Annotated in this window: 15 protein-coding genes and 2 tRNA genes; 9 read left to right on the forward strand and 8 right to left on the reverse strand. The window is 55.7% G+C overall.

Annotation, left to right across the window (positions count from 1 at the left end; genetic code table 11):
• Nucleotides 1-23: 23 nt before the first annotated feature.
• Nucleotides 24-611, forward strand: a complete 588-nt coding sequence (locus GO984_RS07690; protein ID WP_157021980.1) for a heme NO-binding domain-containing protein — start codon at nucleotides 24-26, stop codon at nucleotides 609-611.
• Nucleotides 608-1,693 (forward strand): GGDEF domain-containing protein, encoded by a 1,086-nt coding sequence (locus GO984_RS07695; protein WP_157021981.1) that lies wholly within the window; start codon nucleotides 608-610, stop codon nucleotides 1,691-1,693. The genes GO984_RS07690 and GO984_RS07695 overlap by 4 nt, the downstream gene beginning before the upstream one ends.
• Nucleotides 1,694-1,959: 266 nt before the next feature.
• Here the strand turns inward: GO984_RS07695 and GO984_RS07700 are convergent.
• From GO984_RS07700 to GO984_RS07725, 6 genes are all read right to left on the reverse strand, one after another.
• Nucleotides 1,960-2,034, reverse strand: a tRNA-Glu gene (locus GO984_RS07700).
• Between the two features lie 167 nt (nucleotides 2,035-2,201).
• Nucleotides 2,202-2,276, reverse strand: a tRNA-Glu gene (locus tag GO984_RS07705).
• Nucleotides 2,277-2,376: 100 nt separating this feature from the next.
• The gene (recJ, locus tag GO984_RS07710) at nucleotides 2,377-4,119 is read right to left on the reverse strand and encodes a single-stranded-DNA-specific exonuclease RecJ (RefSeq protein ID WP_167740267.1); all 1,743 of its coding nucleotides are present in this window, start codon (nucleotides 4,117-4,119) and stop codon (nucleotides 2,377-2,379) included.
• Nucleotides 4,120-4,245: 126 nt separating this feature from the next.
• Nucleotides 4,246-5,217 carry a class II fructose-bisphosphatase gene (gene glpX, locus GO984_RS07715; protein ID WP_157021982.1) on the reverse strand — a complete coding sequence of 324 codons (972 nt, stop codon included), beginning with the start codon at nucleotides 5,215-5,217 and terminating at the stop codon, nucleotides 4,246-4,248.
• A 140-nt stretch (nucleotides 5,218-5,357) separates the two neighbouring features.
• Complete coding sequence (locus GO984_RS07720; protein WP_157021983.1) at nucleotides 5,358-6,644, reverse strand: homoserine dehydrogenase; 1,287 nt, start codon at nucleotides 6,642-6,644, stop codon at nucleotides 5,358-5,360.
• 215 nt (nucleotides 6,645-6,859) lie between these two features.
• A complete protein-coding gene (locus GO984_RS07725; RefSeq protein WP_157021984.1) occupies nucleotides 6,860-7,120 on the reverse strand; it encodes a hypothetical protein in 261 nt (86 codons plus the stop codon).
• Nucleotides 7,121-7,217: 97 nt separating this feature from the next.
• Here GO984_RS07725 and GO984_RS07730 point away from each other — a divergent pair, with 97 nt between their 5' ends.
• Both GO984_RS07730 and GO984_RS07735 read left to right on the forward strand, forming a co-directional pair.
• The gene (locus tag GO984_RS07730; protein WP_157021985.1) at nucleotides 7,218-7,805 is read left to right on the forward strand and encodes a TetR/AcrR family transcriptional regulator; all 588 of its coding nucleotides are present in this window, start codon (nucleotides 7,218-7,220) and stop codon (nucleotides 7,803-7,805) included.
• Nucleotides 7,802-8,302, forward strand: a complete 501-nt coding sequence (locus GO984_RS07735; RefSeq protein WP_157021986.1) for a GNAT family N-acetyltransferase — start codon at nucleotides 7,802-7,804, stop codon at nucleotides 8,300-8,302. The genes GO984_RS07730 and GO984_RS07735 overlap by 4 nt, the downstream gene beginning before the upstream one ends.
• On the opposite strand, the gene GO984_RS07740 is transcribed toward GO984_RS07735, so the two are convergent.
• Nucleotides 8,293-9,129 carry a 1-acyl-sn-glycerol-3-phosphate acyltransferase gene (locus tag GO984_RS07740; protein ID WP_167740268.1) on the reverse strand — a complete coding sequence of 279 codons (837 nt, stop codon included), beginning with the start codon at nucleotides 9,127-9,129 and terminating at the stop codon, nucleotides 8,293-8,295. The two genes, GO984_RS07735 and GO984_RS07740, sit on opposite strands and share 10 nt — an antisense overlap.
• A gap of 216 nt (nucleotides 9,130-9,345) precedes the next feature.
• Complete coding sequence (locus tag GO984_RS07745) at nucleotides 9,346-10,257, reverse strand: pirin family protein (protein WP_157021988.1); 912 nt, start codon at nucleotides 10,255-10,257, stop codon at nucleotides 9,346-9,348.
• Nucleotides 10,258-10,504: 247 nt separating this feature from the next.
• Between GO984_RS07745 and bioB the strand changes: the two genes are divergently transcribed.
• The 5 genes from bioB to GO984_RS07770 are packed head-to-tail and all read left to right on the forward strand — an operon-like array spanning nucleotide 10,505 to nucleotide 15,243.
• Nucleotides 10,505-11,482, forward strand: a complete 978-nt coding sequence (bioB, locus tag GO984_RS07750) for a biotin synthase BioB (RefSeq protein WP_157021989.1) — start codon at nucleotides 10,505-10,507, stop codon at nucleotides 11,480-11,482.
• Complete coding sequence (locus GO984_RS07755; RefSeq protein ID WP_245231041.1) at nucleotides 11,479-12,621, forward strand: 8-amino-7-oxononanoate synthase; 1,143 nt, start codon at nucleotides 11,479-11,481, stop codon at nucleotides 12,619-12,621. Before bioB ends, GO984_RS07755 begins: the two co-directional genes overlap by 4 nt.
• A complete protein-coding gene (bioD, locus tag GO984_RS07760; RefSeq protein ID WP_157021990.1) occupies nucleotides 12,618-13,331 on the forward strand; it encodes a dethiobiotin synthase in 714 nt (237 codons plus the stop codon). Before GO984_RS07755 ends, bioD begins: the two co-directional genes overlap by 4 nt.
• Nucleotides 13,328-14,626, forward strand: a complete 1,299-nt coding sequence (bioA, locus tag GO984_RS07765) for an adenosylmethionine--8-amino-7-oxononanoate transaminase (RefSeq protein WP_157021991.1) — start codon at nucleotides 13,328-13,330, stop codon at nucleotides 14,624-14,626. The genes bioD and bioA overlap by 4 nt, the downstream gene beginning before the upstream one ends.
• Nucleotides 14,626-15,243: a pimeloyl-ACP methyl esterase BioG family protein gene (locus tag GO984_RS07770; RefSeq protein WP_157021992.1), complete on the forward strand. Its 618-nt coding sequence runs from the start codon at nucleotides 14,626-14,628 to the stop codon at nucleotides 15,241-15,243. Before bioA ends, GO984_RS07770 begins: the two co-directional genes overlap by 1 nt.
• Nucleotides 15,244-15,249: the final 6 nt, after the last annotated feature.

Below are 15,249 nucleotides of genomic sequence, written 5' to 3' on the forward strand. Positions count from 1 at the left end.
TACTTAAAACGAGGGGCCTTCTTATGCATGGGCTGATTAATAGGGCAATTCAGGCCTTTGTCTGCAGCACTTATGGTGAATCGCGTTGGCGCGATGTGACGGATTCGGCTGAACTCGGCTTTTCCGAGTTCGAAGCCATGCTGATTTACACGGATGAACAATCGCAAAAAATTCTGACTGCGATGGAACAAGTGCTGGAGCGCCCACTTCGCGAAATGCTTGAGGACATGGGCACCTATTTAGTGGCTAATCCACAGACTGAGGCGTTGAGACGTCTGTTGCGATTTGGTGGGGTGAACTATGTTGAATTCCTTCATTCGCTGGATGACCTGCCAGATCGAGTCCGGCTGGCAGTGTCTGATCTGAGTTTACCGGCATTAGAACTTGTTGAGACTGCGCCGGGTCAGTTCAAACTTATTTGCCAAAATGGCCTGCCAGGATATGCAAGTGTTATGATGGGGGTACTGCGTGCTATGGCCGATGACTATGGGGATCTGGTCATTCTGGAGCATTCTGGAAGCGAAGAGGACGCCGAGGTCATCTCGGTGATGCTTGTCGAGACCGATTTTGCCGAAGGCCGCGCATTTGACTTGGGGGCGAACATGCTATGATGAATAAAGATCAACTGGCTGAAATTGCTTCAAAAATCGCACCTATGTTTGTGTTGCTCGACGGCCAGGGAAACATCGGGCAGGTTGGGCCTACACTGCAGAAGTTGCGCCCTGATCAAGATTGGACAGGAAAGCCCTTCCTTGATGTGTTTGAACTGCGTCGTCCTCGATCGATTAGCAATATGACCGAACTGCTGCGGACGTCGGGCGTGAAGTTGCATATGCAGTTTCGTGATGAGCCGCAAACTGGTCTCAAGGGGGTGCTGGCACCTCTACCAGGGGATATGGGGGCAATTGTAAATCTGTCCTTTGGTATTTCAGTACTGGATGCTGTGCGTGACTATGATCTGACCAGCGCCGACTTTTCGGCAACCGATCTTACTATCGAGATGTTGTATCTTGTTGAGGCGAAGTCAGCCGCGATGGAGGCATCGCGACAGCTGAACCTGCGGCTGCAAGGGGCCAAAATTGCCGCGGAAGAACAGGCATTTACTGATACTTTGACCGGGCTTAAAAATCGCCGCGCAATGGATCACATTTTGTCCAGAATGATCAATACAGGTCGTGATTTTTCGCTGATGCAGGTCGATTTGGATTTCTTCAAGGCGGTCAATGATACGATGGGCCATGCAGCGGGTGATGCGGTCTTGCAAAAAGTGGCCGGAATTATGGTTGACTGCACACGCTCTACCGACACGGTGGCCCGAGTCGGTGGCGATGAATTCGTTCTGATCATAGATGGTCTTTTGGATCGGTCTCGCTTGGATAGCATTGCGAGCAGGTTGATTGAGCAATTGGAAGTGCCGATTCCCTTTGGTGGTGAAATGTGCCGGATTTCGGCGAGTATTGGAACGGCACTCTCTCCTTCGGGGGGGGGCGTTGAGGCTGCTCGGTTACTGCATGAGGCAGATGTGGCGCTGTACGCAGCAAAACGGGCCGGGCGTGCCTGTCACTTCTTCTTCGAACCCGGAATGGACAACGACAATAGCGATGAAGCGGATAGTCCAGACGTTGGGTTGCCTGTTTCAAGCGGAGATGGCGACGGGTTTGTCAAAAATGCTGCTCAGCGCACGGGTGGTTAGGTCGGTGTTCGCGTGCACGGTTGGGGGGGGCGAAGCTTTAGCCAAGCAGAGAATCGGATGCTGTGCGTGTTCAGCTGAAGAATTTAACCCCTCGTACCACTCGCTGGTCTGTGTTGAGCCTGTGTGAGGGGAGCCATATCCGAGCACGCCTAAACATCGTTGCAACATCTGCAAAAGGAGCAGCCTGCAACCCGGCCAAAGGCAACACATGTTCGAAACCAAACAGCCAGCAACGTGAGTTTTACAAATTCAGAGATGATAGGCAGTGGCAGCCCGTACGAGAATCGAACTCGTCTTTCCAGGTTGAAAACCTGGCGTCCTAACCGATAGACGAACGGGCCACTTAGTGCTTGAAGCGGTATCTAATTAACCCGCTTCCGGGACGCAAGTGGATATTTTCTAAAAAGTGCAATAATTTCTCACCTCATGAATTTCAGGCAAGCTTTTGACAAATAACAATAAGTTAACCGTTCGAAGGCGGTACTTTAGTTCTGTAAGGTGAGGGATGTGGCAGCCCGTACGAGAATCGAACTCGTCTTTCCAGGTTGAAAACCTGGCGTCCTAACCGATAGACGAACGGGCCACTTAGTGTCAGCGGGTATTAGTAATTCCAGATGCGCACCGCAAGTAAAAAATGCATGGCAGCGAAAATTCTTTGGACCGACCGTTTTTGCTTCGGTGTGTTAGGCGGGGGCGGCATCTTCCAACCGCAGTTGCGCAGTCTGACGGCCACCCCAACTGTTGATCTCTAACCGGCCAGCAAAGTGGAACCTGGCGCCACCATGGTCCAGTAGGTTTTGCCCCATCGCGGTGTCGAAGGCGCCAAAACAGATGGCATCAATGCCGCTGCTTATGCCGTCGCTCAGCGATAGCTTCAAATGTGACTCACCGACACGCTTGGCAAAGCGTACCTGCATATCTGGGAAGGCATACCGTGGTGCAGGTGCACCTGCGCCAAAGGGGCCAGCCTGTTCGATCTGTTCGATCATGCTAACTGTGGCGGCCCCTGGCATCAGAACGCCGTCCAGCTTTAGGTCTGCTGGGCCCAGATCGCCGGCGCCTTGTTTGTCCAAAAGTTCTGCCAGTCGTGCCATGGCCGGCTCCAGCTGGTCGCGGGCCACACTCAGCCCTGCTGCCATCTTGTGGCCACCACCTTTGATCAGTAGCCCATCACTGGCCAATCGCTGAATAGCTGCACCCAGATCGATACCGCTGACGGAGCGGCCCGACCCTTTGCCCTCGTTGCCATCCAGACCAATCACAACGGCAGGTCGTCCGGCAGCTTCTTTCAGCCGCGACGCAACAATACCCACCACCCCCGGATGCCAGCCCTCACCAGCGGCCCAGACCAATGGCGCATCCAGCCCACGCTCTTCGGCTTGCTCCATCGCAGCGGCACGTACTGCGTTTTCTATATCGCGGCGTTCTGTGTTCAGCTGGTCCAACCGCTCTGCTATAGAAGCGGCTTCATGTGCGTCTTCGGTCGACAACAACCGAGCACCAAGGTCAGCCTTGCCAATCCGCCCGCCTGCATTGACCCGTGGGCCCAGCATAAAGCCGAGACTATAGGTGGATGGTGCCGAATCCATCCGTGATACATCTGCCAGTGCCACCAGGCCGGGACGTTTTCGGGCAGCCATTACCTTTAACCCCTGACGTACAAGGGCGCGATTTGCCCCAATCAGAGGCGCCACATCTGCCACTGTTGCCAGTGCGACAAGATCCAGCATGGCCATCAAATCAGGGCCGGTACCATGACCGCCTTCACGCAACTGCCGACGCGCCTCGACCAACATCAAAAACACGACGCCAGCCGCGCAAAAGTAACCCAGCTCGCCGTCCTCGTCTTGTCGGTTCGGGTTCACCACAGCCACGCAGTCGGGCAGCGTCTCTGCGCCAAGGTGGTGGTCCAGAACCACCACATCCGCACCTGCGGCTGCGGCGATTGGGCCATGACTCATTGTGCCGCAATCGACGCAAATGATCAGATCATGATTTTTCGCCAGCGCTGACATGGCTTCGTCATTGGGTCCATAACCCTCGTCGATGCGGTCGGGCACATAAAGCGTTGCACCGAGTCCCATTTGACGTAGCCATACCAGCAACAGGGCTGCCGAGCTGCCACCATCGACGTCATAGTCGGCAAAAACGGCGATCCGTTCGCGTCGCTCTGCAGCCTGTAGAAAGCGCTTTGCAGCGGTCTCCATGTCTTTCATTCGTCGTGGATCTGGTAGCAGGTCTTTCAATTGTGGTGTCAGAAACCCTTTGGCCTCGTGCGTGGGGACACCTCGTCGGGCAAGAACCTGGCACACTGGTGCAGCAATTTCGCTTTGTTGCGCCATAGCTTCCGCTGCGCGTTCAATGTCAATTCCTGGCCCTTGCCAGCACCGCCCAGTCAGGGATTTTTCAACATTCAGAAACACCACGGCTCAATCCTTAGTATAAGAAGGCAAAAGGCCAGGTCTCTCTCAGACCCGGCCTCTCTTCGTATTTAGAAATACCTTCTCCGGACGTCGCCGGTGGAGGCAGCGGGACCTAGGCCCCGCAACGGGTTAGACCGGGGTGCGATAAGACATCCGACGGACCGAGCCGGATTTGGAGCGCATCAGCAGGGTGCTGGTTTCTACCCATCCGGGTTCGCGTTTGATGGCAGGCAGGAGGGTGCCACCAGTAACGCCAGTGGCCGCAAAAATCACATTTTCAGTGACCATGTCGTCGCGGGCATAAATCCGGTTCAGGTCGGTGATACCTGCCTTGGCTGCGCGACCGCGTTCGTCGTCATTGCGGAACAACAACCGACCATAGATCTGACCGCCCATACATTTTAGAGCTGCAGCAGCCAGAACACCCTCGGGAGCGCCACCAGACCCCATATACATATCGATGCCGGTGGTTTCGCTTTCGGCGCAGTGCATAACACCAGCGACATCTCCGTCTGTGATCAGGCGGATCGCAGCACCAGTTTTGCGCACTTCGGCAATCATGGCTTCGTGGCGTGGACGCTCCAGAATGCAAACCGTAATATCGGATGGGGCACATCCTTTGGCCTCAGCCAAGGCGACGACCCGTTCGGTCGGGCTCATGTCCAAGGTGACAACGCCTTCAGGCAGGCCGGGGCCAACTGCGAGCTTGTCCATATAAACATCAGGCGCGTGCAGCATGGATCCGCGTGGGCCCATGGCAATCACCGTCAACGCGTTAGGCATGTCTTTAGCGGTCAGCGTGGTGCCTTCCAGAGGGTCCAGTGCAATATCAACACCGGGGCCTTTGCCAGTGCCTACTTCTTCACCGATGAACAACATCGGCGCCTCGTCGCGCTCACCCTCACCAATGACCACCACGCCAGCGATGTCCAGCAGGTTCAATTGCTCACGCATGGCGTTGACGGCCGCTTGGTCAGCGGCTTTCTCGTCTCCACGACCCACCAAAGAGGCTGAGGCCAAGGCCGCCTGTTCGGCAACACGGGCCAGGCCCAGGGACAACATGCGGTCGTTAAAGGCCGCGTCGGAAAGGGTCGAAGTCATGATCAATATCCTGTCTCAAACAATGAGGGTTACTCGTCGCATACCCCGTGCGGGGCAGGGCTCGCAAGAGGCGAGTATGATCCGGGGCGGGTTGAGACCCCGCAGCCCGGGCTAATTTTGGTTTTTGTGCAGCAATGTGCTCAAAGTTCTTCGATACGCAACGCGACCGGCGTTTGGGCGACCACCGCACTGGCCTCGAGTGCCTCCAACGCGACATCCAACGTCGCCCGGGTACATTTGTGGGTGACGATAAGAACTGGTGCTGTTGGTTCCGAGTGGCTGTACTGGCGCATCCGGTCGATTGAGACGCCCGCATCTCCCAGGGCTGCGGCCACTTTGGCCAGGGCGCCGGGTTTGTCTTGCAATGCCATTCGCAGGTAGTAGGGGGCTGGCATGCCTGTTTGAGCTGCAGGAATTGTATGCAGACTGTTGGCGGGCTGGCCGAAGGTGGCAATGCGCAATCCACGTGCTAGGTCGCAAATATCACCAAGTACGGCGCTGGCTGTTGGGCCCTCACCAGCACCAGGACCGCGCAGAACGATCTGTTCCACTGCATCCCCTTCGATCACGACCATATTGGTGCCGCCTTCCAGCTGCCCAATCGGGGAGCTGGCCGGGACCAAGCAAGGTGACATGCGCTGTTCCAAACCGCGAGGAGAGCGTTGAGCTACCCCCAGCAATTTGATGCGAAAGCCCATGTCTGCAGCTTGATTGATGTCTTCCAGCGTGATGCGCTGAATGCCTTCCAGCTGCACGTTTTCAAAATCAGGCTTGGTGCCAAAGGCAATTGCAGCCAGCAATGCCAGCTTATGACCAGCATCAATGCCACCAACATCCAGATTGGGATCTGCTTCGAGGTAGCCCAGCTTGGCGCATTCTTCGAACAAGGCATTATAGCCCTGTCCGGTGGCCTGCATCTGGGTCAGGATGAAATTGCAGGTGCCGTTCATCACGCCCATTACGCGCGTTATTTCATTTCCTGCCAGCCCTTCAGTCAGAGATTTGATCACTGGGATACCGCCGGCGACAGCAGCTTCAAACCGGATTACCTGGCCTGCGGCTTCAGCCTGTTCAGCCAGTGATTGGCCGTGAATGGCCAGCAGTGCCTTGTTGGCGGTGACCACGTCCTTGCCCGTTGCCAGCGCGGCTTCGGTGGCTTGCTTGGCTGCGCCTTCATGCCCACCCATCAGTTCCACAAACACGTCAACATCGTCGCGTTTGGCCAGTGCGACCGGGTCCGTTTCCCAAGCATAGCTGCTAAGGGACAGGCCGCGGTCTTTGCTCGCATCACGGGCGGAAACAGCGGAAATCACCACTGGACGACCCGTTCGTGCCTCTAGCAGGTCAGCCTGGCGGCGGATGATTTTAATCACGCCCATGCCAACGGTACCTAAACCTGCAATCCCAAGACGAAGCGGCTCTGTCATAGTTGATGATCCCTTATTCTTAATCTTTCCTCCGCCTTAGCCAATTCAGGGGAGAGGCGCAACGGCGCTGAAGTTCGGAAGGTAAGGAAACGCATGGCTTATCTTGTCGACGCCTGTGCGATTTCGGTGCCAAAGCGAGGTTTGACCTAGGTCGAGGAGGCGGTGCCAGACGTTACGGCAAGACGGTTTAGTGGGTGGCGTCGACGCAGGTTAGATCAGTTGGAACTTGCAGCCAACGCGCCTGCACGCGCCTGTAATCGGGCACTTCGTGCAGCCAGCTCTTGTTCCAAAGCAGTGCTCTCTATCGCCGGGTCAGGCAGGGGAGGGGCCGCACTCTCTAATGGGACCAGCATCGGATAGTCGGCCCGTTTCAATGCCGGGGTCAACTGGTCTTCCAGCTCGGGTACCCGGGTGCAGGCGGCAGCCATCAGTGCAATGATGCAGGCGCAGGATTTCAACGCAGTTCGGCTACTCATGGCGGTTCGTCCTTTTCTCTTTCTCTTTGATGCCTGTTTGACGCAAAAGGCGCAAGCAGGGGTTTTTTCTGAACGTTTGTTCAGATAGTCTAGATGCATGGCACGAACTCAGGGATCACATTCCGGCATAACTGGCCCGCGTATTTCTGACGCGGCACTGCGTCTGTTTGCGCAACACGGCTATGCTGCTGTTTCCATGCGTCAGATTGCGCGGGAGGTGGGTGTGCAGGCGGGGGCGTTGTATAACTATACCCCAGACAAGCAAAGCCTGCTGTTTCGGCTGATGGAAAGCCATATGACCGAGCTTCTTGCCTCGTGGCGTGATTTGCCGCGCGACGGTGGGGCATTGTCACAGCTCGAAGCCTTTACACGGTTCCACATCCGGTTCCATATGAGGCGGCCGGACGCTGTATTCATCGCCTATATGGAGCTACGCAACCTGTCTCCGGACAATTTCACCTCTATCGAATCGCTACGTCGTGAATATGAAACCGCGCTAGAGATGATCCTTAAGCAGGGCGTAAGTGAAGGCGTGTTTGTAGTGCCGGATACTAAAATCGCAACGCTGGCTGTGATCGCCATGCTAAATGGGGTCAATACTTGGTATCGCTCTGGTGGGCGGCTTTCCTTGGATGAAGTTGAGACAACATATTGGGAGATGGTGCGGCGGGCGATGGTGTCATGACCCTGCTCGCGGTTAGGTCGGATCAGCTGTATTGTGATGATTGGCGCCTGCTGTCCCCGCACGATTTGTCGACCTTCTTCACGCCCGAAGTGGTGAAATTCCTACCCGGTGGGTTTCACGACCTTCTTAGTTTTTCAGCGCAGAGGGATTTCCTGACCGAATTATCTCGTGAGGCCGAAGTGGTCGCTTTGTTTGATATTTCGGGTGCAGGTGTTGGACTGCTGGTCCTTTCTTATGCAGAATCAAGTAGCAAGGAGCGCCATCTTGGGTATCTGTTTGCCCAGAGCGTCTGGGGGCAAGGGCGGGCAACCGAACTCATTTCGGCGCTTCAGCAGCATTTTGGAGATACTGATACTGTACTGTGCGGTGGGGTCATGGCCGACAATACCGCGTCTGCTCGCGTGTTGCAGCGGGCCGGCTTTCACGGCGAAGGTGGCGGCGACGAGGTGGTCTATCGTTGGTCTGCCACATCTGACGTTAGTACAGGTCAGGCTTGATATTGCCCTGGAACAAGAGATTCTGCTGCCTGCTTTAGAGTTGCAGGGTCGGCCCCGGGTGGGAGCAGCTTGCCATAATGAACGTCGTATCGCCCGCCCAGCTTTTCAATCAGCTCAGCCGTATACCGAAGTGACGCTACCATGGCGCCAAAATGGTCATTGCCTCCGCTAAGGAACCGGGCAACGGCGCGTATGCGGTAGTAGGCTCTGGAGTTTCTGGCATCTAGTGTTGCGGGTACAATTGGCGCCTGGCTGGCCAAGGAAACCAGTGTGGAGCCGTTTCGCCATGCGGGTTCTACCAATTGACCCTGTTTGGAATCGGGAACCCTTCCTGATCCGAAAATTAAAACTGCCCCATCGTTTGCAAGGTGATTTAGCATCGCCTGCCGGGTTTGTTTTCCCGATACAGCGCGGTTTTGTTTGTTGATCGTGACTGGAATGATGTTTTCTGCACCAAGAAACTTTTCTGTCTCTTGGTTGGCAACGACTTTCATGTCGGGGCGTTTTTCCAACAGGGCTCCTGCGTGGGCGGGAAAGTCAAAGATTCCTGTTGGATGGGTTGATGCGATTATAACTGGACCGGTGGCAGGGATGTTTTGCAGCCCATGAGCTGTGATTGTGGTGCCTCCATCTCGTGCCAGCAGGGCGTTGACCAAGGCCTGGCCCTTTAGCCCGTCTACCTGATCGAAAAGGGCTTCGCTTTCACGTAGTGCAATAAGCGGGTGGCCAAACAGTGTCCGGCTAACAGTGTCGCTGGTATGGATCAGGCCGCGAATGAGTTTCAGCACAATGGTACTTCCGCTGCGAAGATGCAGACGTTCTCTCATTGCTTTGTCCAGCGGCCGTTCGGTCGTCCGTTGATATTTCATTTGGGAACACCCCAAGGCAAAACGATAAAAAAACACTTCGGACAAAAAGGTCCGATTTCAATTTAGAAGAGAGTAACCTTATATTTGCTTACGATGTCAGGTTGCGGCCGCAATTTCCAGAGTCACGTAACGGTAAATGACTCATTTGGTTGTTGCGACCGCTGAATTTGCTGATTAATGGGCGGGCCGAATGAAGCTACCATTGCGCAATTCGTCGAAGGCCTGTTGCAATTCAGCACGGGTATTCATCACAATAGGACCATGCCAGGCGACTGGTTCGTCAATTGGCGCACCTGAGATGAGCAGAAACCGAACGCCTTCCGGACCTGCCATTACCGTGATTTCGTCTCCGCTTCCAAACCGTACCAGCGTCCGATCGCCTGACATATCCCGGATGTGCAGTTCTTCACCGGCCACTTCTTTTTCCAGCAAGACACCTTGAGGGGCCGAAGCATCGCTAAAGGCAGCCTGACCATCAAATATATAGGCAAAGGCGCGTCGGTAGGTGTCAATCTTGAAGGTCTTCTTGACCCCGGCCGGGACATAAACGTCCAGGTACTGTGGATCGGCGGCTATGCCATCAACCGGTCCGCGCTGTCCCCAGAATTCACCGACGATGACTTTGACCCGAGTCCCATCGTCATCAATGACCTCAGGGATGTCGCTATTGCCAACATCTTGGTATCGCGGCGCTGTCATTTTCTGGGCGCCGGGCAAGTTGCCCCACAACTGGAAGCCATGCATCTGTCCAGACGCGTTCCCGTTGGGCATTTCCTGGTGCATGATCCCCGACCCAGCCGTCATCCACTGCACATCACCTGCACCCAAGGTGCCGGAGTTGCCGAGAGAATCCGTGTGGTCAACAGTTCCGGACAGCACATAGGTGATGGTTTCGATGCCGCGATGGGGATGCCATGGGAATCCCTTTTTGAAATCTTCGGGGTTTTCATTACGAAAATCGTCGAACAACAGGAATGGGTCCAGCTCACTGGGGTCTTGAAAACCAAAGGCACGATGCAGCTTGACGCCAGCGCCTTCCATAGTTGCAATTGCGTTGCGGGTTTCGAGTACGGGTCTGAGCGACATGTGATTGCCTCCGGTTCATGCTTGGTTGACCTAAAGATAGTCGTGCGGAGGTGCGGCGCAATCGGCGTCGAGTAACGGATCCTGTGCGAATATGCGCAATAGCGCCTTTGGCAGGCGCCAAGATGCGCGACTAATTGCGGCAGTAGCGAGATGGGGCTTGAAACCGACATTGAAAATTATCTATTAACTGATGCAGCCGGGATGGTCTGGCGTGAAAATTATCTATAATTTCCTCTTGGGAGATCACATGTTGGACGCCAGCCCTATCCGTAACAACTGGACACGTGAGCAAGCCGAAGCGATTTACAATCTGCCTTTCATGGATCTGCTGTTTCAGGCGCAGACTGTGCACCGTCAGCATTTTGACCCCAATCAGGTTCAGAAATCGAAATTGCTCAGCATTAAGACTGGTGGTTGTGCCGAGGATTGTGCCTATTGCTCGCAGTCGGCCCGCAATGGCGCGCAACTGTCGGCCAGTAAGCTGATTGAAGTTGAACGTGTGATTGCAGAGGCCCGTAAGGCCAAAGTGGGCGGCGCGACACGCTATTGCATGGGCGCAGCTTGGCGCTCGCCCAAAGATCGCGACATGGCCGCGCTAGAGGCGATGGTGAAGGGTGTTAAAGATCTGGGCATGGAAACCTGCATGACCTTGGGCATGCTGGACGAGGAACAGGTGTTCCGTCTGCGCGATTCCGGTTTGGATTACTATAACCACAACATCGACACTTCAGAACGCTACTATTCGGAAATCATCACAACCCGTACCTTTGCCGACCGCATCGAAACCCTGAATAAAGTACGCGAGGCCGGTATCAAGGTCTGTGCTGGCGGGATCGTTGGTATGGGCGAGCAACAGATGGACCGTATCGACATGATGCTGGCCCTTGCCACGCTCGAAGAACACCCGGATTCGGTTCCGGTCAACATGTTGATCCCAATTGCTGACACGCCGCTGGCCGACGTGGCCAAGCTGGACCCGATCGAATTTGTCCGCACCGTAGCCTTGGCACGTATCCTGATGCCAAAGTCGCATGTGCGCCTGTCGGCAGGACGCACGGATATGAGTGACGAGATGCAGGCCATGTGTTTCTTTGCTGGGGCCAACTCGATCTTTGTTGGCGAAACCCTGCTGACCGCCGACAACCCCGAAGAAGACAAAGACAGCGCGCTGTTTGCCCGTCTGGGCATTTCGCCCATGGCGGTGGGCTGCGACGGATCTAAATGAGCACGGGCGCTTTCCCGCGCCATCAAAAGGCGCTGGATGCGCTCAGGTCGCGGGGCCGCTATCGCAGCCTGATGCCCCGCGCAGGGCAGGATTTTGCGTCAAATGACTACCTCGGGCTGGCCGGGTCGGACCTGCTGCGCGACGCCGCCAGCGCCGCGCTTGAGCGTGGTGTACCTGTTGGAGCAGGCGGCTCACGCCTGCTGCGCGGTAATGCAGACGAACACCAACTATTGGAAACCGAGGCGGCAAGTTTTTTTGGTACGCAGGCTGCCTTGTTCATGAGCGGTGGGTTTCAGGCCAATCTGGCCATCTTCTCGACACTACCGCAGCACAGCGATCTGGTCCTGCATGATGAGTTGATTCATGCCAGCACCCATGATGGAATGCGATTGGGCCGCGCACAAACACGCAGTTTCGCCCACAATGATGTTGCTGCTGCCGAGGCTGAAATTGCAAAATGGCACGCCGACGGTGGCACTGGGCAAGTCTGGATCGCGGTTGAAGCGGTCTATTCGATGGATGGCGACTGTGCGCCCGTGGCGGCGCTTGCAGATTTGGCGACCCGGGTGGGCGCAGTTCTGGTGTTAGACGAAGCCCATTCGACCGGTGTGTTTGGTGACCTGGGGCGAGGTTTGGGGCATAAAGTGGCTCATTTTCCTAACGTCCTGTCTTTGCACACCTGTGGCAAGGCACTTGGAGCATCGGGCGCCTTGATCTGCGGCGCCTCCGCTCTGATCGAAACCCTGATCAACAAAGCACGTGCCTTTATTTATGCAACGGCTCCATCACCTCTGAATGCGGCCTTGGTGCGCGCTGCCTTGTCAGAACTGTTGCACAATCCCATGCGTCAGGATCAGCTGTGGAGCGCAATCCATCATGCTCATAGCGAGGCTGAAACTCACTGTGGCCTGAGCGGGTTTCAAAGTCAGATCCTTCCCATTATCATCGGTGACGACAAACGTACCATGGCTATAGCCATCGCTCTGCAGGACCGCGGCTATGACATTCGCGGAATCCGCCCCCCCACTGTTCCGCGCCGTACTTCGCGGTTGCGAATTTCGGTGACATTGAACACGTCAAAGCAGGTGATTTCAGCTCTGTTCGCTGATCTCGCCAAGGAACTGGAGGCCGCGACATGAGCGCTATTGTTGTCACAGGCACCGATACTGAGATCGGCAAAACCGTGTTTTCCGCTGGCCTAACCGCCGCGCTCAACGCCACATATTGGAAACCAGTGCAATCGGGGCAGGAAGAGGAAACCGACAGCCAGATTGTCACCCGCCTGTCTGGTCGCCCGTCCTTGCCCGAGGGCTATCTGCTGCAACTGCCTGCTTCGCCACATCTGTCGGCCGAGGCCGAAGGCGTCGAAATTGATCCCGACTCTCTGGACCTGCCACAGGTGGACGGCGTTCTGGTTGCCGAAGGTGCCGGTGGCTTGATGGTGCCGCTGAACCGCGAGGTTCTGTATCTGGATCTCTTTGCCCGTTGGGGCGCGCCTGTGATCCTTTGTGCCCGCACACAGTTGGGTACGATCAACCACACCTTGCTGTCCTTGCAGGCCCTACGTGGCGGGGGTTGCGACGTGATCGGCGTAGCCTTTATTGGTGAGGCAGAAGACGCGGTAGAAGAGACCATTTGCCAATTCGGCAAAGTCGCGCATCTGGGACGCTTACCGATGATCGAGGGATTGAACAACGCAACAGAAGCGCCTGATCTTGGGGAGGTGCAAAGCGCCTTCCCAGGGGGAAGGTCAGGCGCGGACCAGCCTAGCGGCCGGTCTGAAGAGCTGCATCAAGCCTTCGCCAAACACATCGACCTCGACACGATCAAAAAGGCGATCCTGCCATGAGCGCATCTGACCTAACCCAGCTGGAATTCGATCAACAGCACCTTTGGCATCCCTATACTAACGTCACGCAACCGGGGCCGACCTTTATGGTGAAAGAGTCGCAGGGTGTTCACCTGTCACTGGATGACGGCTGCCAATTGATCGATGCAATGTCGTCTTGGTGGTGCATGATGCATGGGCATCGTAACCCACGGGTTACCCAGGCGATGCACGACCAGCTGGACAAGCTGCCACATGTGATGTTCGGCGGGTTGACCCATGACCCGGCAATCAACCTTGGTCGCAAGTTGCTCGAGATTACGCCAGAGAACCTGACGCGAATATTCTATTGTGACAGCGGCTCGGTCTCGGTCGAGGTGGCGATGAAAATGGCCGTTCAATATCAACACGCTATGGGATTCCCAGGGCGATCTCAATTCGCCACCGTGCGATCCGGCTATCACGGTGACACATGGAAGGCGATGAGCGTCTGTGACCCTGACACCGGCATGCACCACCTGTTCCAAGGTGCGCTAAGTGTGCAGCATTTTGTCAACCGTCCACCGATCTGCCTGAACGAAGATTGGAATGATGATCCGGCGAAAAATGGTTTGGCAGATCTGCGCCGCCTGCTTGAAACGAACAAGGACAAGATTGCAGGGTTCATCCTTGAACCCGTGGTGCAGGGAACTGGTGGGATGTATTTCTACCATCCCGAATACCTGAACCAAGCTCGCGCGATCTGCGATGAGCTGGGCATCTTGCTGATTTTTGACGAGATCGCCACAGGTTTTGGCCGCACCGGTGAAATGTTTGCCACCGACTTCTGCACCATCGAGCCGGATATCATCAGCCTGGGCAAGGGTCTGACCGCTGGGCATATCTCCTTCGCATGTACCATGACCAACGATCGTGTGGCGGAAGGTATCGGCGGCGGCAATCCCGGTATCTTTATGCATGGTCCCACCTATATGGCGAACCCGTTGGCCTGCGTTGCAGCACTGGCCTCGCTGGAACTGCTGACCGAACAGGACACGCGCGCAACCGTTTCTGGCATTGCGGACCAAATGACAACTGAACTGGCCCCTGCGCAAGCATTACCCAATGTGGCGGATGTCAGGGTTCTGGGGGCAATTGGGGTGATTGAAATGAAGCACCGTGTTTCAGCCGATCAGGCCCATGGCTTGGCCCGTGAGATGGGCGTGTTCCTGCGACCCTTTGGCAAAAATGTCTATACCATGCCGCCCTTTATCACCACGCCCAACCAGTTGACCCAGATCACCGACGGCATGTTGCGATTGGCACGAGAACTGTAATGGACTTTCGCTGGTTAAAGAGAGAGTATGAGGCCGAAGCCATTGTCGTCTTTGGCGGTTGGGCGGTTGGTTCGCAAGTGTTCGACCACCTGACCGGCCCATACGACGTTCTCTTTGCTAGCGACTTTCGTGACCTTAATGCCGATCTGCCGGACCTGACCGCATATGACAGGATCAACCTGGTCGCTTGGTCCTTTGGCGTAGTGGCTTATGCCCATTGGCAGCAGGGACGTGCCGATCCTTTTGGCCACAAGGTTGCTGTGAACGGCACATTGACGCCAGTTGACCGGATGACTGGCGTGCCGCCCGTGGCTATGAGCAAAACGATTGAAACCTTAAGTCAGGAGACCTACCAGCTGTTCTTGGCCCGTGCTTTCAACAAACGTCAGCAAAATGTTCCGATTGACTGCGTTGCCCGTCGCGAAGAATTGTGTGAAATTGAAGCCCGTGGCGATGCGCAGGGGATAGAGTTTGATCTTGTCTGGATCAGCGACGCCGACAAGATTTTTCCAACGGCCAATCAAAAACGTGCTTGGCCAGACGGATGGTCCCGACAGGTTTCCGCTCCTCATGCTCCATTCGGACATTTTTCAAATTGGCAGGAGTTATTGTCTTGAGAGACA

It is taken from the genome of Parasedimentitalea huanghaiensis (genome assembly GCF_009753675.1).
GTDB lineage: Bacteria > Pseudomonadota > Alphaproteobacteria > Rhodobacterales > Rhodobacteraceae > Parasedimentitalea > Parasedimentitalea huanghaiensis.

Coding starts and splice junctions, on each gene's coding strand:
- GO984_RS07690 (WP_157021980.1), top strand. CDS start 24: ATGCATGGGCTGATTAATAGGGCAATTCAGGCCTTTGTCTGCAGCACT.
- GO984_RS07695 (WP_157021981.1), top strand. CDS start 608: ATGATGAATAAAGATCAACTGGCTGAAATTGCTTCAAAAATCGCACCT.
- glpX (WP_157021982.1), bottom strand. CDS start 5,217: ATGACTTCGACCCTTTCCGACGCGGCCTTTAACGACCGCATGTTGTCC.
- GO984_RS07720 (WP_157021983.1), bottom strand. CDS start 6,644: ATGACAGAGCCGCTTCGTCTTGGGATTGCAGGTTTAGGTACCGTTGGC.
- GO984_RS07725 (WP_157021984.1), bottom strand. CDS start 7,120: ATGAGTAGCCGAACTGCGTTGAAATCCTGCGCCTGCATCATTGCACTG.
- GO984_RS07730 (WP_157021985.1), top strand. CDS start 7,218: ATGGCACGAACTCAGGGATCACATTCCGGCATAACTGGCCCGCGTATT.
- GO984_RS07735 (WP_157021986.1), top strand. CDS start 7,802: ATGACCCTGCTCGCGGTTAGGTCGGATCAGCTGTATTGTGATGATTGG.
- GO984_RS07740 (WP_167740268.1), bottom strand. CDS start 9,129: ATGAGAGAACGTCTGCATCTTCGCAGCGGAAGTACCATTGTGCTGAAA.
- GO984_RS07745 (WP_157021988.1), bottom strand. CDS start 10,257: ATGTCGCTCAGACCCGTACTCGAAACCCGCAACGCAATTGCAACTATG.
- bioB (WP_157021989.1), top strand. CDS start 10,505: ATGTTGGACGCCAGCCCTATCCGTAACAACTGGACACGTGAGCAAGCC.
- GO984_RS07755 (WP_245231041.1), top strand. CDS start 11,479: ATGAGCACGGGCGCTTTCCCGCGCCATCAAAAGGCGCTGGATGCGCTC.
- bioD (WP_157021990.1), top strand. CDS start 12,618: ATGAGCGCTATTGTTGTCACAGGCACCGATACTGAGATCGGCAAAACC.
- bioA (WP_157021991.1), top strand. CDS start 13,328: ATGAGCGCATCTGACCTAACCCAGCTGGAATTCGATCAACAGCACCTT.
- GO984_RS07770 (WP_157021992.1), top strand. CDS start 14,626: ATGGACTTTCGCTGGTTAAAGAGAGAGTATGAGGCCGAAGCCATTGTC.